Origin of the sequence: Streptomyces sp. NPDC048411, assembly GCF_040704695.1 — a bacterium.
Taxonomy (GTDB): domain Bacteria; phylum Actinomycetota; class Actinomycetes; order Streptomycetales; family Streptomycetaceae; genus Streptomyces.
Map to the genome: position 1 here is coordinate 60,248 of NZ_JBEZKL010000002.1, position 17,339 is coordinate 77,586.

Sequence of the window (17,339 nt, forward strand, 5' to 3'; positions counted from 1 at the left end):
CTACCAGAGAGAAGGACGTGCCGACCGTGGCTCAGAGTCAGAGCAGCACCGAGGCCGACTGGGTCTCCCGCTTCGCGGACGATGTCATCGCCGAATCGGAGCGTCGTGCGCCTGGCAAACCGGTCGTCGTCGCGTCCGGTCTTTCCCCGTCGGGCCCGATCCACCTCGGCAACCTCCGCGAGGTCATGACCCCGCACCTGGTCGCGGACGAGATCCGCCGCCGCGGGTACCAGGTCCGCCACCTGATCTCGTGGGACGACTACGACCGGTACCGCAAGGTTCCGGCCGGCGTCCCCGGCGTGGACGAGTCGTGGGCCGAGCACATCGGCAAGCCGCTGACGTCCGTGCCCGCACCGGCCGGGTCCGCGTACCCGAACTGGGCGGAGCACTTCAAGGCCGCGATGACGGCCGCGTTGGACGAGCTGGGTGTCGAGTACGACGGCATCAGCCAGACGGAGCAGTACACGGCGGGGACGTACCGCGCGCAGATCCTGCACGCGATGAGGCACCGCGCCGACATCGACGCGGTCCTCGACCGGTACCGCACGAAGAAGGACCCGGCGGCAGGCGCCAAGGGCGGCAAGAAGCCGCAGCAGCAGAAGAAGGTCGACGAGGCCGAGCTGGAGGCCGAGGCGGGTTCCGGCGCGGCGAGCGAGGACGACGGCAGCGGCGGCTCGGCCGGCTACTTCCCGTACAAGCCCTACTGCGGCAACTGCGAGAAGGACCTGACCACGGTCACGTCGTACGACGACGACACGACCGAGATGAACTACACCTGCAACGCCTGCGGCTTCGCCGAGACCGTCCGGCTCAACGAGTTCAACCGCGGCAAGCTGGTCTGGAAGGTCGACTGGCCGATGCGCTGGGCCTACGAAGGAGTGATCTTCGAGCCCAGCGGCGTGGACCACTCCTCGCCCGGTTCGTCGTTCGTCGTCGGTGGCCAGATCGTTCGTGAGGTCTTCGACGGTGTGCAGCCGATCGGCCCGATGTACGCCTTCGTCGGCATCTCCGGCATGGCGAAGATGTCCTCCAGCAAGGGCGGCGTGCCGACCCCGGCCGACGCGCTGAAGATCATGGAGGCACCGCTGCTGCGCTGGCTGTACGCGCGCCGCAAGCCCAACCAGTCCTTCAAGATCGCCTTCGACCAGGAGATCCAGCGGCTGTACGACGAGTGGGACTCGCTGGCGCGCAAGGTCGCCGACCGCTCCGTGCTGCCCGCCGACGCCGCCGCGTACGCGCGTGCCATCGGCACGGCCGCCGGTGAGCTGCCGAGCACGCCGCGCCCGCTGCCGTACCGCACGCTCGCGTCCGTCGTCGACATCACCGCCGGCCACGACGAGCAGACGCTGCGCATCCTGAGCGAGCTGGACCCGGAGAACCCGATCGGCTCGCTCGACGAGGCGCGGCCGCGCCTCGACCGCGCGGAGAACTGGATCACCAACCAGGTCCCCGCCGACGCCCGCACCATCGTCCGCAGCGAGCCGGACAAGGAACTGCTCGGCTCGCTGGACGACCAGGGGCTCCGGTCGCTGCGGCTGCTCCTGGACGGGCTGGACACGCACTGGTCGCTGGACGGGCTCACGACGCTCGTCTACGGGGTGCCGAAGGTCCTCGCGGGACTGGAGCCGGACGCCAAGCCGACGCCCGAGCTGAAGGCCGCGCAGCGGTCGTTCTTCGTGCTGCTGTACCAGCTCCTGGTCGGCCGTGACACCGGTCCGCGACTGCCCACGCTGCTGCTGGCCGTCGGCGCGGACCGAGTGCGGAAGCTGCTGGGCGCGTAGGAGTCGGTCGTACGGAGGGCCGTCACCCGGTGATGCGGGTGACGGCCCTTTGTTCTGCCGGTCCCGGTCCGTTCTCGTGCGGCGGACGGACTCCGGGCGGTTACGCGATGTGGTCTTCCAGCAGCTCACTGTTGAGACGGGCGGTGAACTGGTCCATGTGCTGGTTCAGCTCGCGAGACTGGAGACGCAGCCCGTACGCGGCCTCGACGTTCGAGGCGAAGGCGCCGGGCGTGGGCATGCCCTCGCCGTCTATCGAGTACCGGAACACCTGGTACAGATCCTCGTCCGACGGCGCCTTCGGTGCGCGTTCGCCCAGCGGCCGCGTGCCGCCCGCGCCGTTCGGCACCTGGACGTGCGGCTCCGGTGCCTGCTCCTGGACCGGCTCAGGCACTGGCTCCGGAGCCGGCTTGGGCTCGGCCGCGCGGGGCTGCGGCACCGGGATCTGTTGGGGCTGTCCGTTGTAGAAGGACTGCAGCTCCTGCGGAGGCGTGTACGTGGGGGGCTCATAGTTCGGGTCGTAACTGCCCTGGTACTGCACGTTCTGGGGGGTGGCAAACCACTGGCTCGGCCCCACCTCGGCCGCCGTGGCGGGCGTCATCGCCTGGACAGCCCTGGGCTCCAGTTCCGGCGGTGCGGGCTGAGGCGGCAGCAGTTGTGGTTCGATGCCCGCTGCGGCCAGCCCGGCCGGGCCGGTGTCGGCCAGCGGGACACCGAACTTCGCCAGCCGCAGCGGCATCAGGGACTCGACCGGCGCCTTGCGGCGCCAGTTGCGGCCGAAGCGGGCCTGGAGGCGTGCCTGGTAGATCAGCCGGTCCTGTTCGAGCTTGATGACCTGCTCGTAGGAACGCAGCTCCCAGAGCTTCATCCGGCGCCACAGCTTGAACGTCGGGACCGGGGAGAGCAGCCAGCGGGTGAGGCGGACACCCTCCATGTGCTTGTCGGCCGTGAGGTCGGCGATCCGGCCGACCGCGTGCCGGGCGGCCTCGACGGCGACCACGAACAGCACCGGGATCACCGCGTGCATGCCGACGCCCAGCGGATCGGGCCAGGCCGCGGCGCCGTTGAAGGCGATCGTCGCGGCGGTCAGCAGCCAGGCCGTCTGGCGCAGCAGCGGGAACGGGATCCGCATCCAGGTCAGCAGCAGGTCCAGCGCCAGCAGTACGCAGATGCCCGCGTCGATGCCGATCGGGAAGACCAGGGCGAAGTTCCCGAAGCCCTTCTGTTCTGCGAGCGCGCGCACCGCGGCGTACGAGCCCGCGAAGCCGATCGCGGCGATGACTGCCGCGCCGGCGACGACGACCCCGATGAGTATCCGGTGCGTGCGTGTCAGCTGCATCGCGGCCACCCGCGATCCCCTCCCTGTGTTCCCGACTTCAACTTCTGGCGGGCACAGCCTGGCACATGCGCGTGGGGTGCGGTGCGCGGGGAGGGGCGAAGCCCGGCTCTCGGGGGAGGGCCGGGCTTCGTAAAACTGCTTCTGCGCAGGGTTGTTGGGGTATCTGCCGTGGGCCTCGCGGGAATGCCCGGCGGGCGGGTGGTGCGCTGCTACGACGTGTGCGCCGCGGACTTCGTCGACTTGGGGGACGTCTTGGACTTCGCGGACGCCGCGGACTTCGTCGCCGTCGGAGACTTCGTTGCTGCCGGGGACTTCGACGTGCTCGCGGACGGGCTCGACTTCTTTTCGTTGGCATGGGTGACTGCCGTGACGGACTCCTTGGCGGCCTTCTCGGCGCCCTTCAGGATGTCGTCGCCGGACGGCGTCTTCGCGCCTGCGTAACCCGCGCCGTTGTAGGTCAGGGTGATGACGACGTTCCCCGTACGGGCCACGACCGTCGCGTACTTGAAGTCCTCTTTTGTCTTGGTGAGGTCGTACGTGACCATGGTGGCCTGGTCGCCGATACCGCTGACGGGGGCTTCGACGACCTTCTTGGCGCCCTCGGCCGCCTTGGACTTGGCGACCTGGTTCGCGAGGTCCTCCTGGGCGCGCTTGGCGCCGCTGCCGAGCGCCTGGTCCGATTCGAAGCGGGTGAAGCCGACGTCGAGCCAGCGGTACTGCGAGCCCTTGACGCCGTTGTCGTCGAGGCCGTTCCAGGAACAGCCGGCGCGCGCCGACGTGTCGCTGGACCGGGCCGGCGAACCGGCCTTGCTCTTGGCCTTGGGCACCAGCGAGGTGATCGTCTTCGCGGAGATCGCGGCGCACGGGTCGGGCAGCTCGGCGAACTTCGCCGGCTCGACCGTCGCCTCCGTCTTCTGTGCGCTCGGATTCTGTGCGCTCGGAGTGGAGGACGAGGACGAGGACGAGCCCGACTTCTCCTTGCTGCCGGAGTCCGACGAGCAGCCGGCGACGACGAGCATCACCGGAACGGCGGCGCAGGCGAGTATGCGGGTGAGTCGCGGGGCTGATCGGTGCATGGTTCCTTCACTCGGGTGGCGCGTCGGGCGGGTGGCATGGTGTTCGGCAGGTGTTCCGGAGGGCCACGGTACGACGGACGGCGTCCGGATGCCGCCTCGGCCGGACGCTCCGCCGACCGGCGCGGTGCGGGTCGGGGGCGCCCGGAGGCGGGCTATTCGCTGAACTTGTCGACCAGCTTCCGGGCCAGTGCCTGGGCCTTCTCCTGCAGTTCCTTGCTGTCCGGGACCTGGCTCGCGAAGGCGGGCTGCTCGGTGTACCGGACGGTCACGATGACGTTCGATGTGCGGAATACCACGCTCACCGTGCGGTGTTGTGCACTGGATCCTGCCCGAGTGAGCAGATCGTCCAGAAATGCGGCATCTCCGAGGTCGTCGAGGGTGCGCGGACGGAGGTCCTCGGAGCCCGCGCCCGCGGCGCCGCCGGTGTCCTGCGCCGAGCCGGAGGGGGAGTCCGACGGTGAGGCCGTCTCCTTCTCCGCGTCGCCGGGGGCGAAGGTGCCGGACGGCAGGTGCGCCGCGGTCTCCTTCTTCCCGTACACCTCGCGGGCGCGATCCTCGTCGCTCACCGAGGTGTCGTACGAGACAACGCGCTCGAAGTCGAGCGCGACGGAACGGGACGACGCCGCGGCCTCCGACTTCCACTGGCAGCCGACCCGGCGGTCGGTGTCATAGGTGACGGCGGCCGTGCCCGCGAACGCCGTCTCCTGCTGGTTCTCCGGCAGTTCGGCGATGCCCGGAAGCAGGTCCTTCAGCGTGGATCGCGTGATGGAGCGACAGGGCTCCGGAAGCGTGCGGTACTTGCCCGCCGGAGCGGCGGCGATGCTCGGGCTGCCGGGTTTGCTGTCGGCGGCGGGGCCTTCGGTACCGGTGCCACCGGTGCAGCCGGCGGTCAGCACTCCGAGGAGTGCGACGCCGGGTACGTACGCCATTCGTCGCACGATCCGGGCTCCCTTCGAGCGAAAAGAAGTTGCCGCTCGATGGCGGCCGATGGACACAATGTGTATCGCACGCGCCGCTGTGATTGCCGGTCGGCCGACTCTTTTGCCGACCTTGGCACCGGTTTTGCGTTTTCAGACTTTTCGGGGGAATCGAGGAACTATGTCGTACGTAGAGGTACCGGGGGCGAAGGTTCCCATCCGCATGTGGGCCGACCCGGCTTCGGTCGAGGACGGTGCGATGCAGCAGTTGCGGAACGTTGCCACCCTGCCCTGGATCAAGGGGCTGGCCGTCATGCCCGACGTGCATTACGGCAAGGGGGCGACCGTCGGTTCGGTGATCGCGATGAGTGGTGCGGTCTGCCCGGCGGCGGTGGGAGTGGACATCGGGTGCGGCATGTCCGCGGTGAAGACCTCCCTGACGGCCAATGACCTTCCGGGCGACCTGTCGCGGCTTCGGTCGAAGATCGAGCAGGCCATTCCGGTGGGCCGGGGCATGCATGACGACGTCGTGGACCCCGGCCGGCTGCACGGCTTCCCGACCGCGGGCTGGGACGACTTCTGGGGGCGGTTCGACGGGATTGCGGATGCGGTCAAATTCCGTCATGAACGTGCCACCAAGCAGATGGGAACGCTTGGATCCGGAAACCACTTCATTGAGTTCTGCCTCGACGAGTCGGGTTCGGTGTGGCTGATGCTGCACTCCGGGTCCCGGAACATCGGCAAGGAGCTCGCCGAGTATCACATCGGGGTGGCACAGAAGCTGACGCACAACCAGGGCCTGATCGACCGTGACCTGGCGGTCTTCATCGCGGACACCCCGCAGATGGCGGCGTACCGGAACGACCTGTTCTGGGCCCAGGAGTACGCGAAGCACAACCGCGCGATCATGATGGGGCTCTTCCAGGACGTCGTCCGCAAGGAGTTCAAGAAGGCCCGGGTCACCTTCGATCCGGTCATCTCCTGCCACCACAACTATGTGTCGGAGGAGCGGTACGAGGGCATGGATCTGCTGGTCACCCGCAAGGGGGCGATCCGTGCCGGTTCGGGTGACTTCGGCATCATCCCGGGATCGATGGGCACCGGCTCGTACATCGTGAAGGGGCTCGGGAACGCGAAGTCGTTCAACTCGGCCTCGCACGGGGCCGGCCGGAAGATGAGCCGCAACGCGGCGAAGCGGCGCTTCTCGACGCGGGACCTGGAGGAGCAGACACGGGGCGTGGAGTGCCGCAAGGACTCCGGCGTCGTGGACGAGATCCCGGGTGCGTACAAGCCGATCGAGCAGGTCATCGAGCGGCAGCGGGACCTGGTGGAGGTCGTCGCGAAGCTGAAGCAGGTGGTGTGCGTGAAGGGCTGAGTGCCCTTGACGCCGCTATGAAGACGAGCCCCGGACCCTGTGGTGGTGGTCCGGGGCTCTTCCGTGCGGGCCGATGGCTTCAGCGCGTGCGGTGGACCTTGGTGTTGGACGCCTGGGCGCGGGGGCGGACCACCAGGAGGTCGATGTTGACGTGGCTGGGGCGGGTGACGGCCCAGGTGATCGTGTCGGCCACGTCGTCGGCGGTGAGGGGGGCGTCGACGCCGGCGTAGACCTTGGCGGCCTTCTCGGTGTCGCCGCGGAAGCGGGTGGTGGCGAACTCCTCCGTCTTGACCATGCCGGGGGCGACCTCGATGACGCGGACCGGGGTGCCGACGATCTCCAGGCGGAGGGTTTCGGCGAGGACGTGTTCGCCGTGCTTGGCGGCCACGTAGCCACCGCCGCCCTCGTACGTGGACAGGCCCGCCGTCGAGGAAAGGATCACGATCGTGCCGTCGCCGCTCGCAGTGAGGGCGGGGAGCAGGGCCTGGGTGACGTTGAGCGTGCCGATGACGTTCGTCTCGTACATCTGGCGCCAGTCGGCCGGGTCGCCGGTGGCGACCGGGTCCGCGCCGAGCGCGCCGCCCGCGTTGTTGACGAGGACGGCCAGAGAGCGGAAGGCGGTGGCGAAAGCGTCGACCGCCTCGCGGTCCGTGACGTCCAGGGCGTACGCCGTGGCCTCGTGCCCCGCCTCGTTGATCTCGGCGGCGAGCGCCTCGATGCGGTCCTTGCGGCGGGCGGTCAGGACGACGCGGTAGCCGGCGGCGGCGAGCTGCCGGGCGGTCGCGGCACCGATGCCGCTGCTCGCTCCGGTGATGACGGCGATGGGGGTGGCGGCCATGCGGACTCGACTCCTCGGACAGCTGATCGGTACGGGGTCAGGATAGGCAGGCGGCGCGAGGTTCCGTTCGGCGGCCGCGCTGTACGGGGCGTCCGGCGGCCGCGTTTCCCGAGGCGGCCGGGGCGATGGGGGGGCGCCGCCGGAGTCCGCCCGTTGTGGGCATGGTCGGCGGGCGGCGGTCGGCGTCCGATCGGTGGGGCTGTCGGTGTGGTCGGCCGCTGGTCGGTGGTGGGTGATATGGCCGGCGGGGAGGGGGCTTCTCAGTGGTTGCGGGGGGCGTACATGATCACGGCCATGCCGGCCAGGCAGATCAGCGCGCCGGTGACGTCCCAGCGGTCGGGGCGGTAGCCGTCGGCGACCATGCCCCAGGCGATCGAGCCCGCGACGAAGACACCGCCGTACGCGGCGAGGATGCGACCGAACTCACCGTCCGGCTGCAGCGTGGCGACGAAGCCGTACACACCCAGGGCGATGACTCCGGCGCCGATCCAGATCCAGCCCCGGTGTTCCCGCGCGCCCTGCCAGACGAGCCAGGCGCCGCCGATCTCGAAGAGCGCGGCAACGGCGAAGAGTGCGACAGAGCGGGCGACGGCCATGGGAGCAGCGTTTCATGCGGGCGGGTGGGTTCGGATGGGTGGGGCAAGCGGGTGGAGTGGAGCACAGAAAAGGTGTGTAAATACGGATAATTCGTGGTGATCGGTATCTTCGGGGCATGGTAGTCACGCGTAAGGCTCGGCTGGCGGTCTCCGCCGCGGCGGCGATGGCGGCAACGGTGTCGACGGCGGCATGGGGAGCGGGACAGGCGCTCGCGACGGGGCCCGTGCCCGCGCCGGTGGACCGGCGGGTGGCGCGGGAAGCGGACGTCTCGCACCACGGGCATGTCTCGCTGTGGGGCAGGGGGCTCGGGATCTGGCTGCACAGCGAGAACCACGGCCCGTCGAATCTGGCGAGCGTGACCGTACGGTTCCGCTTCTCGGTGCCGCTCAGTGGCCGGCAGGAGATGCCGGTCGAGTGTCTGCAGGCGAGTGCCCGATCCGTACTGTGCCGGACGGGCCCGCTGAGGGCGGACGGGTCGGCGGGCCGCCAGCTCGCGCTCGAGCTGCAGCTCGCGAGACGGCCGGACGAGGTGGTCGTACGGATCGACACCGTCTGGAACGGTGGTGCGACCGACCGGAACCCCGGCAACAACCGGCATGAGGTGCTGGCACCCGCCACCGATGACGAGTACGTCTTCTGACCACTGGTGGCGCGAGGGGCCGGCGCGGTGGACGCGTGACGTGCGCGGTGCGCGGGCCGGCCGGTGGTCATCGGGCGAGAGCGGTCTGCAGCGCCGCCGGGTCGGGCCGGTCACTCGCCCAGGCGACATAGCCGTCGGGGCGGACGAGCAGCGTGGTCGCACGGTCGCTCGTCCGGGGGGCGTGCACCAGCGGGGTCCGGGACGTCGGTGTGGGGGTGTCGGCGGGGGTGACGAGGACGAATGCGCCGTCGGGGGTGTCGGGGCCTGTGGGGATCACGCAGGGGCGGTGTCTGCTTCGTACACTCTCTGCATGCCGCAGAAGTCCCCGGTCCGGCGCAGTGCTCTGCTGGCCGAGCTGTCCACCGAGTCGCGCCGCTACCTGGCCGCGTACGCCCTCTTCAATCAGGCCGTCGCCGACCACCTACGGATCCACCCCACCGATCTGCAGTGCCTCAACCTGCTCGGCCTCGAAGCGGAACCCGTCACCATCGGACGTATCGCGGAGCTGACCGGGCTCACCACCGGGTCGGCGACCCGGCTCGTCGACCGGCTGGAACGGGCCGGCTATGTGACACGCGAGCGCGACACGGCGGACCGGCGGCGGGTGCTCGTCGCGACCGTGCCGGAGCGGATGGCGGAGTTCGGCGCGGTCTGGGAGAGGCTGAGTGGGGACTGGGCGGCGATGTTCGAGGCGTACGACGACGACGAGGTGGCACTCCTCATCGCTCATATGCGGCGGACGGTCGAGCTCGGTGCGGGCCAGATCGCGCGGCTGCGGAGCGGGGAGTTCGATGCGGCGCAAGGCGGGTCGTAGGGCGATTCGTCAGGTGTGTCGTGCGGATGGTGTCCGGCCGTGCCCCGCCGGACAGCCCTACCGGACCGGACCGGCCTGATCCGGGGCGCCGAACTCGAGCACCGCGTCGGCGACGATCGTCTCCAGGTGGGAGTGGTGCGCGCCGCGCCAGTACACCCGACCGCACTCCGCACACTGCGCGAAGACGTCGTACGACTGCTGTGTGCCGTGTTCCAGCTGCTCCCGGACGGATTCCTTGTCCGCGTCGGTCAGCGGCCCGTTGCAGGCCGTGCACCGGGTCCACGGGGCCAGCTCCGGTGCGAACCGCTCCAGCACGTCCCGCAGCTGGTCGTCCGGACGATCGCTGTAGATGTACGCCCCCGCCCAGATCTCCCGTCGCCGCAGCAGTCCCCGGTCCCGGGAGAGAAGTACCCGCTGCTCCTTCGCCGACAGGGCGGCCAGCGCCGGGTCGCCGAGGTCCTCGCTCTCGTACGCGGCGTCGACGCCCAGCAGCCGCAGCCGCCGGGCGAGCGTGCCGAGGTGGACATCGAGCAGGAAGCGCAGCGGCGCGCCCTCGACGCGCTGGGGGCGCGTCACCGCGCGCACCTCCACCAGTTCGCCCGCGCCCGGGATGTGCGAGACGGGGACGGGGCGGCCATCCACGAGCAGTTGACCGGCCTCGGTGAGCGGGACGCCGAGCGATTCCACGACATGGCCGAGCGTCGAGGCGCCGTCGGTGGTCACTGACGTGCGTCCGTTGCGGCGTTCATGGGCAACGAAGAGCCGCAGTTCAGGGTCGACTTCGAGGTGGATCTCCGGTCCGTTCACGTCGTCAGCATGCCACCGGGCGGTCTGCGGGAGCCAGGGAATTCATGGGCGAGGGGCAGCCGGAGGCGGGTGGGCCGGCTCAGGCGCGGAACGCGTCGGCGTGCTTCTCGGCCCAGGCGGCGAACGTACGGGCCGGGTGGCCGGTCAGCTTCTCGGTCTCGCCGGTCACCTCGGCCGGTGAACCGTCCGTGGAAGCCCAGTAATCGAGGAGTCCCTCGGCGACCTCCTCGGGGACGTACGGGACCACGGACTTCTTCCAGGCCGACCGGCTCACGGTGTTGACCGTGACGGGGCGCCCCGAAGCCGCCGCCAGCAGGCCGATCTGTTCGGCGGCTGTGAGCGATTCGGGGCCGGTCAGGTGGTACGCCGAGCCCTGCAGCCGCTGCTCGGTGAGGACCGCGAGGGCGGCCTCGGCGATGTCTGCCTCATGGATCGGGCTGGTGTGGCTGCACGGGTAGGGCAGGTCCACGACGCCGTGACTCCGCACGGCCGCGGACCACTGGTACGCGTTGGCCGCGAAGGCGCCCGGGCGCAGGAAGGTCGTGGTGAGCGGTGAGGCGGCGAGCGCCTGCTCGACCGCGTGGTGGGGGCGGGCGATCGGGTTCTCCCGTGCGTCCGGGCCGAGTACCGAGCTGGAGGAGAGCAGCACGATGTGCCGGACTCCGGCTGCCTCCGCTTGGGTGAGGAACGAGTCGATCCCGGCCGGTTCGGCGTACAGGAAGACGGAGCCGACGCCGTCCAGCGCGGGGGCGAAGGTGGCGGGATCGGTGAGATCGCATGCCACGGCCGGCACTCCGGCGGGCGGGTCGAGCCGGGCGGGGTCACGGGAGGCGGCGCGCACGGCGTGGCCGTCGCGGCGCAGGAGTGAAACGAGTGCGGAACCGACGCGGCCGCGGCTTCCGGTGACGAGAGTGAGCATGACGGGGTGAGCTCCTTCAGCCATTTTGTGCGTAACGCATAAGCTGCGTCGCGCAGATAAATATCCATGAGGAGGGCCCGCCCGTCAAACGTTTTGGGCGGGCCCGCGGGTCACACCGGGCTGAGGGCCGGCGGTGACGGCACGACGCGGTAGTGCGTGGTGATGAGGCCACCCGCGCCCGGGTCGCCCTCGTCCAGGACATGGCAGGCGACCCCGGGCGGCGCCTCCGGATCGATCAGCCCCTCGCCGGGGATCGTCGAGGCGCAGAGCGGCAGGGCGTAACCGGCCACGTGGTGCAGTCGGTTGATGGGTGCGGTGCCGTTTACAGTTCCCGTATGAAGATCACCGACCTCGAACCCGGCGACCCCCGACTGATCACGGACCTTCTTCCCGTGCTGCGCGAACTGCGTCCGCATCTGACGGAGGACCTCTTCCGAGAGGTGTACGACAAGGGGTACCCGCAGGGGCTCCGCTTCACCGCCGTCCACGACGGCGACGGCGCATGCGTGGGCGCGGCCGGATGGCGGATCGTCGACAACACCAGCCAGATCCGCAAGCTGTACGTCGACGATCTGGTCACCGCCGAGCACGCCCGGTCCACCGGTGTCGGCCACCGGCTCCTGGGGTATCTGGAGCAGCGTGCCCGGGAGGCCGGCTGCCTGGACCTGAGTCTGGACTCGGGCACGCATCGCACCGATGCCCACCGCTTCTATCTGCGGGAGCGGCTGGACATCGTCGCGTTCAGCTTCAACAAGTCTCTGGCCCGGAACTCGGACTGATCCCGGGGCCGGACCCGGAACCGAGCTCCGGAGTGAGGTCCAGACGCCAGTCGTTCGTCAGCAGCACATGGCCGGGCGGGTACTCGAAGTCGCACTCGCCGATCAGGATGAAACCCGCCCTGCGGCACACCGCGTTCGACGCGCCGTTGTCGACGGACGGGTAGGCGTGCAGATAGCGGTGCTTGTGCTCGGCCCGCGCCTGCTCGACGACGGCCCTGGTCGCGGCCGTGGCAATGCCCTGCCCCTGGTGGCCGGCGAGGACGGCCCACCCCGTCTCGTACACCTCCTGGCCCTGCCAGGTGCGCTCCCAGAAACCGATCGTCCCCACGGCCTCGCCCCCGCTTTCGTCGGCCAGGGTGATCCGGAACATCCTGCCCCGGCCCGTCCGGTCCGCGCTCAGCTCCACATAGCGTCCGTGGCGCACCATGAGCTGCTCCTCCGACTCGGGACCGCCCAGATGATCCATCAGTTCCGGTGCGTTGACCCGGCGCAGGAGCTCCAGGTCGCCGTCCGACCAGGGCTCGATCCGCACGGGAGACGCCGATGACGGGGGAGTGTGCTCCATACGGCAACAGTAGGACGCGGCACTGACGATCAGCGCCCGGTGAGTGCCGTCGGCGGCACTCCGAGCGTCGTCGTGAAGTCCCTGACCAGGTGCGCCTGGTCGCTGTAACCGAGTTCCGCCGCGAGCGTGGCCCAGTCCACCCCGGGGTCGGTCTCGGCGCGTTCCAGCGCCTCGTGGATGCGGTGGCGCAGGATGACCCACTTGGGGCCGACGCCCACATAGGTGGCGAAGAGCCGCTGCAGCGACCGCACCGACAGCCCTGCGGTGCGGGCGAGTTCGTCGACGCGGCGGATCGTGCGGTCGGTGCGGACACGCTCGACCAGCGCCATCACGCGCTCGCCCTGCGGGTCGGGTTCCGGGGCGAGCGCCAGCAGGTACGCGTCCAGCGCCGCGACCCGTGCGTCCTCATCGGCCGGGTCCAGCACGGCCGCCACGGGCGCGGGTACGGCGAGGACCTCGTCCGCCATGAGCCGTCGGCCCGACCAGCGCGACACCGGGTGGTCCGGTGCGAACGGCCGGAAGCCGCCCGGCCGGAACTTCACCCCGCAGACCCGTCCCCGACCCTCCAGCTTCTGGCTGAAGAGCTCGAGCCCGATGCCCGCGACCTCCGCGAAGGCGGGCTCGCCGGTGCTCTCGAAGTGCTGGAAGACCAGGTTCACCGAAGGGTGCGGCACCACGTGCGAGATGTACGGCTCCGGCAGGTCCCAGTCGATCAGCCAGTAGCTCGCCACCTGCGTCCGCAGCCCGGGGGCCGGCTCGCGCCGGCGGAAACGCACATGCGAGAGGAGTTCGCGGGCGTCGACGATGCCCCGGTAGTCGCGTCGAGGACCTGACATGGCGGCGATTCTATGCCGAACAAAAGTTCGAGTCATCCATGTCGCGTTTCTTCAAGACGCGGGCGATTACCGGATGCATGGTTGAAATATGAAGGAGATCAGTGAACTGCTGGACGTGGCCGCGCAGCGGGCGATTCCGGTGGTGCGCGGGATCGGCGATGCCCAACTGGGCGACCCCACCCCGTGCACGGAGTACGACGTGCGGGCCCTGGTCGACCATCTCTTCCAGGTGGTCGTCAACTTCCAGGCCCTGGCGGCCAGGGAGGAGCCGGACTTCGGCGCGAAGCCGACCGCGGTCACCGGCGACTGGCGCAGCCGCTTCGGCGAGGAGACGGCCAAGCTGGTGGCGGCGTGGGGCGCGCCCGGTGCGGACGAGGGAACCGCGGGTTCCATGGGGTTCCCCGCCAGAACCGTCGCGCAGATGGTGCTGGGCGATCTGACCGTGCACGCATGGGACCTGGCGCGCGCCACCGGGCAGGAATTCGTTCCGGACGAGGCCGTGGTGCGCGAACTGGGGCCCGGCGTCGCCGACATGGCGCCGAACGCGCGGAAGGCGAAGGTGTACGGCGAACCCTTCCCCGTACCGGACAGTGCTAGCCCTTTTGAGCGGATGCTGGGGACGACCGGCCGTGACCCGGGCTGGCAGCCGCCCCGGGCGTGACCCCGGGGACGCCCGGGGCGCTTGCGGCGCCGAGGGTTTCCGCCGGCGCCGCCCCCTGCGCGGCCGGTTCCGGTGCTCCCGCGGCGCCGTAGAGCGCACCGAGCGTCGCGTACGCCTCGTCGACGATCTCCCTCGCCGCCTCGGTCATCTCGCGCTCGGCGAGGCGGGCCGCCTGATGGGTGTATGGCGACGGCGGCGCCGGGTGCCGACGCCGCCACCAGCTCTCGCAGCCTGCGTAGATCCCGCCGGCGAAGACCAGCAGGGGGATGGACAGGGCCAGCAGCGTGTCACCCATGGCAGGCCTCCTCGATATCGATGCCCCGTATGCGCCCACGTGGGCTGTAGGGGCATCGGCATGCCCGACAGGCCGGCTGAAGATCATTCTTCGGCCAATGAATGGCCGGATGTGGGCGTCAACCGGACACCCTCCGGTTGTCCGGAGTCCACACGTGCAGGGCATACCCATTCCTGGACACCGTGTACCAGGTGCCGTCGCCGAGCGCCGCGGGCGCGCCGCAGACCGGCCCCGGCTCAGGGCCAGACCAGGCAGTACGCCTGATGCCCCGCGTCATGCAGACGATGGCTGAAATCCTGCCACTCGTGCAGCAGTTGGTAGACGTTGAACGCGTCGCGCGGGCCGCCGCGGTCCGGGACCGTGGACCAGATGAAGGCCGCGGCGCCGACCGACTCCTCGCCGACGCCGCGCAGCGGGTCGACGACCGTCATGGGGAGTTTGACCACGGCGTAGTCGGGGTGCAGGACGACCAGTTCCAGCGGGGGGACCCTGTGCAGGGGTATGCCCTGGATTCCGGTGAGGACCATGGCCGCCACCGTCTCCGGTTTGATCTTGGTGAACATGCCGCCCATGCCCAGCTCGTCGCCGCCGAGCTCCTCGGGACGCATGGAAATGGGCACCCGTGCGGCCGTGGCCCCGTCGGGGGCCCCGAAGTATTTGTACGTCACCCCCACCCGGCCACCACTCCCGCTTCCGGACTGCGCACTGCCGGCCTGTATGCCCTGCCGACGCTCGGCCTCACGCCGGTGCCGACCCCGGCGGGCAGGCTCGGGCCCCAGGTCGCCGGTCCCTTCGCCCACTTCGCCACCGCGATGCATATCTCATCCACCCGACTACTACTTAGGAGACACAGCCCCCGCCGCGCAACCCGATCATCGTGCCAGTGACCTCCCCCGCGGGCTTGGTGTGAAACACCTGTCCGCAAGATCGCCGAAGGCTCTGACACCATGGCTTGTGTGAGCTTTCCCTATGACGCCCCAGTTTCGCAGACGCTTTTCGACCGCGCGTCCCTCGTGACGCCCGGCGGCGTGAACTCTCCCGTACGCGCCTTCCGGGCCGTGGGCGGTACGCCCCGCTTCATGGTGTCCGGTACCGGTCCGTACCTCACCGATGCCGACGGCCGTGAGTACGTCGACCTCGTGTGCTCGTGGGGGCCGATGATCCTCGGCCACTCCCACCCCGAGGTCATCGCCGCAGTCCAGGAGGCTGTCGCCCGCGGCACCTCGTTCGGTACGCCCGGTGAGGGCGAGGTCGCGCTCGCCGAGGAGATCGTGGCCCGGATCGAGCCCGTGGAGCAGGTGCGGCTGGTGTCCTCCGGCACCGAGGCGACCATGTCCGCGATCCGGCTGGCCCGCGGGTTCACCGGCCGGGCGAAGGTCGTGAAGTTCGCCGGCTGCTACCACGGGCACGTCGACGCACTGCTTGCCGCCGCGGGGTCCGGGGTCGCGACCTTCGGTCTGCCGGACACCCCGGGCGTCACCGGCGCGCAGGCCGGCGACACGATCGTGCTGCCGTACAACGACCTGGAGGCCGTGCGGGCCGCGTTCGCCGCGCACCCCGGTGAGATCGCCTGTGTGATCACCGAGGCCTCGCCCGGCAACATGGGCGTGGTGCCCCCGCTGGACGGTTTCAACGCCGGGCTCAAGGAGCTCTGCGCCGAGGGCGGTGCGCTGTACATCTCCGACGAGGTCATGACCGGATTCCGTACCTCGAAGGCCGGCTGGTTCGGCGTCGACGGCGTGCGGCCCGACCTGATGACCTTCGGCAAGGTCATGGGCGGGGGCTTCCCGGCCGCGGCCTTCGGCGGGCGCGCCGACGTGATGGCGCACCTCGCCCCGGTCGGCCCCGTCTACCAGGCGGGCACCCTCTCCGGGAACCCGATCGCCACCGCCGCCGGTCTCGCCCAGCTGCAGCTGCTCGACGACGCGGCGTACGCGAAGGTCGACGCGGTCTCCGCGGAGATCCGGTCTCTGGTGAGCGAGGCGTTCACCAAGGAGGGCGTCGCGCACACGGTGTCCGCGGCGAGCAACATGTTCTCCGTGTTCTTCACGGAGCAGCCGGTGCGCAACTACGAGGACGCCAAGAAGCAGGAAGCTTTCCGCTTCACCGCCTTCTTCCACTCGATGCTGTCGCAGGGCGTCTATCTGCCGCCGTCCGCGTTCGAGTCCTGGTTCGTCTCCACCGCCCACGACACGCAGGCCGTCGAGCGGATCGCCGCCGCCCTGCCCGCCGCCGCCCGCGCCGCCTCGGAGGCCACCTCATGAGCGAGACCAGCAGTACCAGCCGTGCAGACAGCGCGCGTCAGGACATCACTGTCGTTCATCTGATGCGGCACGGAGAGGTGCACAACCCCGAGGGCGTGCTCTACGGACGCCGTCCCGGCTACCACCTCTCCGAGCTCGGCCGGCGGATGGCCGACCGGGTGGCCGAGCACCTGGAGAAGCGCGACATCACCCATGTCGTCGCCTCCCCGCTGGAGCGCGCCCAGGAGACGGCGACGCCGATCGCCAAGTCGCACGGCGTCGACCTGACCACCGACGAGCGGCTGATCGAGGCGGCCAATGTCTTCGAGGGCAAGACCTTCGGGGTCGGCGACGGTGCGCTGCGCAAGCCGGACAACTGGAAGCACCTCACCAACCCCTTCCGCCCGTCCTGGGGGGAGCCGTACATCGAGCAGGTCGTACGGATGATGGGCGCCCTCGACGCCGCACGCGACGCGGCCCGTGGGCACGAGGCGGTCTGCGTCAGCCACCAGCTGCCGATCTGGATCGTCCGGAGCTTCGTCGAGCGGCGACGGCTCTGGCACGACCCGCGCAAGCGGCAATGCACGCTGGCCTCGCTGACCAGCTTCACGTACCAGGGCGACAAGATCGTCTCGGTCGGTTACACCGAGCCGGCCCGCGATCTGGTCCCTGCGCACCTGCTGGCCGGTGCGAAGCCGGTGAAGGGGAAGTCCAAGGCGTTCGGCGCGTAGCCGGGACTTCTCGGCCCGCACGGGCCCCTGCCGATGTGTCGGCCGGGGCCCGTGGTGCGTTCGGGGCAGGAACAAGGCCACGTCAGGAGTGGAGTCCGGTCACGCACAGAATTGTGTGTTATTCAGCGG

At 70.1% G+C, this 17,339-nt stretch carries 21 protein-coding genes; 8 read left to right on the top strand and 13 right to left on the bottom strand.

Features of this window, described 5'->3' with window-relative positions:
• Positions 1 to 17: 17 nt before the first annotated feature.
• Positions 18 to 1,781, top strand: coding sequence for a lysine--tRNA ligase (lysS, locus tag AB0915_RS01040; RefSeq protein WP_366689058.1), 1,764 nt, complete (start codon positions 18 to 20; stop codon positions 1,779 to 1,781).
• Between the two features lie 100 nt (positions 1,782 to 1,881).
• Here lysS and AB0915_RS01045 read toward each other — a convergent pair whose 3' ends face one another.
• The 3 genes from AB0915_RS01045 to AB0915_RS01055 form a co-directional block, all read right to left on the bottom strand.
• Positions 1,882 to 3,117 (bottom strand): DUF2637 domain-containing protein, encoded by a 1,236-nt coding sequence (locus AB0915_RS01045; RefSeq protein WP_366689059.1) that lies wholly within the window; start codon positions 3,115 to 3,117, stop codon positions 1,882 to 1,884.
• Between the two features lie 209 nt (positions 3,118 to 3,326).
• On the bottom strand, positions 3,327 to 4,193 hold the full coding sequence (locus AB0915_RS01050) for a DUF3558 family protein (RefSeq protein ID WP_366689060.1): 867 nt from the start codon (positions 4,191 to 4,193) through the stop codon (positions 3,327 to 3,329).
• Positions 4,194 to 4,345: 152 nt separating this feature from the next.
• Positions 4,346 to 5,122 carry a DUF3558 domain-containing protein gene (locus tag AB0915_RS01055; RefSeq protein WP_366689061.1) on the bottom strand — a complete coding sequence of 259 codons (777 nt, stop codon included), beginning with the start codon at positions 5,120 to 5,122 and terminating at the stop codon, positions 4,346 to 4,348.
• A gap of 169 nt (positions 5,123 to 5,291) precedes the next feature.
• Here AB0915_RS01055 and AB0915_RS01060 point away from each other — a divergent pair, with 169 nt between their 5' ends.
• The gene (locus AB0915_RS01060; protein WP_366689062.1) at positions 5,292 to 6,485 is read left to right on the top strand and encodes an RtcB family protein; all 1,194 of its coding nucleotides are present in this window, start codon (positions 5,292 to 5,294) and stop codon (positions 6,483 to 6,485) included.
• 79 nt (positions 6,486 to 6,564) lie between these two features.
• On the opposite strand, the gene AB0915_RS01065 is transcribed toward AB0915_RS01060, so the two are convergent.
• Both AB0915_RS01065 and AB0915_RS01070 read right to left on the bottom strand, forming a co-directional pair.
• The gene (locus tag AB0915_RS01065) at positions 6,565 to 7,323 is read right to left on the bottom strand and encodes an SDR family NAD(P)-dependent oxidoreductase (protein WP_366689063.1); all 759 of its coding nucleotides are present in this window, start codon (positions 7,321 to 7,323) and stop codon (positions 6,565 to 6,567) included.
• A 260-nt stretch (positions 7,324 to 7,583) separates the two neighbouring features.
• A complete protein-coding gene (locus AB0915_RS01070) occupies positions 7,584 to 7,919 on the bottom strand; it encodes a YnfA family protein (RefSeq protein WP_366689064.1) in 336 nt (111 codons plus the stop codon).
• 116 nt (positions 7,920 to 8,035) lie between these two features.
• Here AB0915_RS01070 and AB0915_RS01075 point away from each other — a divergent pair, with 116 nt between their 5' ends.
• Entirely contained in the window at positions 8,036 to 8,560 is a 525-nt protein-coding gene (locus tag AB0915_RS01075) for a hypothetical protein (RefSeq protein WP_366689065.1), read from the top strand.
• Between the two features lie 67 nt (positions 8,561 to 8,627).
• Here the strand turns inward: AB0915_RS01075 and AB0915_RS01080 are convergent, their stop codons facing one another.
• Positions 8,628 to 8,837, bottom strand: coding sequence for a hypothetical protein (locus AB0915_RS01080; RefSeq protein ID WP_366689066.1), 210 nt, complete (start codon positions 8,835 to 8,837; stop codon positions 8,628 to 8,630).
• Between the two features lie 33 nt (positions 8,838 to 8,870).
• Here AB0915_RS01080 and AB0915_RS01085 point away from each other — a divergent pair, with 33 nt between their 5' ends.
• A complete protein-coding gene (locus tag AB0915_RS01085; protein ID WP_366689067.1) occupies positions 8,871 to 9,374 on the top strand; it encodes a MarR family transcriptional regulator in 504 nt (167 codons plus the stop codon).
• Between the two features lie 57 nt (positions 9,375 to 9,431).
• Here the strand turns inward: AB0915_RS01085 and AB0915_RS01090 are convergent, their stop codons facing one another.
• The 3 genes from AB0915_RS01090 to AB0915_RS01100 all read right to left on the bottom strand — a co-directional run bounded on the left by AB0915_RS01090 (position 9,432) and on the right by AB0915_RS01100 (position 11,390).
• Complete coding sequence (locus AB0915_RS01090) at positions 9,432 to 10,181, bottom strand: Mut7-C RNAse domain-containing protein (RefSeq protein WP_366689068.1); 750 nt, start codon at positions 10,179 to 10,181, stop codon at positions 9,432 to 9,434.
• 79 nt (positions 10,182 to 10,260) lie between these two features.
• Positions 10,261 to 11,100, bottom strand: a complete 840-nt coding sequence (locus tag AB0915_RS01095) for an NAD(P)H-binding protein (RefSeq protein WP_366689069.1) — start codon at positions 11,098 to 11,100, stop codon at positions 10,261 to 10,263.
• Between the two features lie 110 nt (positions 11,101 to 11,210).
• Complete coding sequence (locus AB0915_RS01100) at positions 11,211 to 11,390, bottom strand: hypothetical protein (protein ID WP_366689070.1); 180 nt, start codon at positions 11,388 to 11,390, stop codon at positions 11,211 to 11,213.
• Between the two features lie 45 nt (positions 11,391 to 11,435).
• On the opposite strand from AB0915_RS01100, the gene AB0915_RS01105 reads away from it, so the two are divergent.
• Positions 11,436 to 11,879 carry a GNAT family N-acetyltransferase gene (locus AB0915_RS01105; RefSeq protein ID WP_366689071.1) on the top strand — a complete coding sequence of 148 codons (444 nt, stop codon included), beginning with the start codon at positions 11,436 to 11,438 and terminating at the stop codon, positions 11,877 to 11,879.
• Here the strand turns inward: AB0915_RS01105 and AB0915_RS01110 are convergent.
• The gene (locus tag AB0915_RS01110; RefSeq protein WP_366689072.1) at positions 11,848 to 12,444 is read right to left on the bottom strand and encodes a GNAT family N-acetyltransferase; all 597 of its coding nucleotides are present in this window, start codon (positions 12,442 to 12,444) and stop codon (positions 11,848 to 11,850) included. The two genes, AB0915_RS01105 and AB0915_RS01110, sit on opposite strands and share 32 nt — an antisense overlap.
• Positions 12,445 to 12,473: 29 nt before the next feature.
• A complete protein-coding gene (locus tag AB0915_RS01115) occupies positions 12,474 to 13,280 on the bottom strand; it encodes a helix-turn-helix domain-containing protein (protein WP_366689073.1) in 807 nt (268 codons plus the stop codon).
• Between the two features lie 88 nt (positions 13,281 to 13,368).
• Here AB0915_RS01115 and AB0915_RS01120 point away from each other — a divergent pair, with 88 nt between their 5' ends.
• Positions 13,369 to 13,941, top strand: coding sequence for a TIGR03086 family metal-binding protein (locus AB0915_RS01120; RefSeq protein WP_366689074.1), 573 nt, complete (start codon positions 13,369 to 13,371; stop codon positions 13,939 to 13,941).
• On the opposite strand, the gene AB0915_RS01125 is transcribed toward AB0915_RS01120, so the two are convergent.
• Both AB0915_RS01125 and AB0915_RS01130 read right to left on the bottom strand, forming a co-directional pair.
• On the bottom strand, positions 13,874 to 14,236 hold the full coding sequence (locus AB0915_RS01125) for a hypothetical protein (RefSeq protein ID WP_366689075.1): 363 nt from the start codon (positions 14,234 to 14,236) through the stop codon (positions 13,874 to 13,876). The two genes, AB0915_RS01120 and AB0915_RS01125, sit on opposite strands and share 68 nt — an antisense overlap.
• 236 nt (positions 14,237 to 14,472) lie before the next feature.
• The gene (locus tag AB0915_RS01130) at positions 14,473 to 15,054 is read right to left on the bottom strand and encodes a hypothetical protein (protein WP_358858371.1); all 582 of its coding nucleotides are present in this window, start codon (positions 15,052 to 15,054) and stop codon (positions 14,473 to 14,475) included.
• Positions 15,055 to 15,192: 138 nt separating this feature from the next.
• Here AB0915_RS01130 and hemL point away from each other — a divergent pair, with 138 nt between their 5' ends.
• Both hemL and AB0915_RS01140 read left to right on the top strand, forming a co-directional pair.
• Positions 15,193 to 16,500, top strand: coding sequence for a glutamate-1-semialdehyde 2,1-aminomutase (gene hemL / locus AB0915_RS01135; RefSeq protein WP_366689076.1), 1,308 nt, complete (start codon positions 15,193 to 15,195; stop codon positions 16,498 to 16,500).
• Complete coding sequence (locus tag AB0915_RS01140; RefSeq protein ID WP_366689077.1) at positions 16,497 to 17,210, top strand: histidine phosphatase family protein; 714 nt, start codon at positions 16,497 to 16,499, stop codon at positions 17,208 to 17,210. The genes hemL and AB0915_RS01140 overlap by 4 nt, the downstream gene beginning before the upstream one ends.
• Positions 17,211 to 17,339 lie beyond the last annotated feature (129 nt).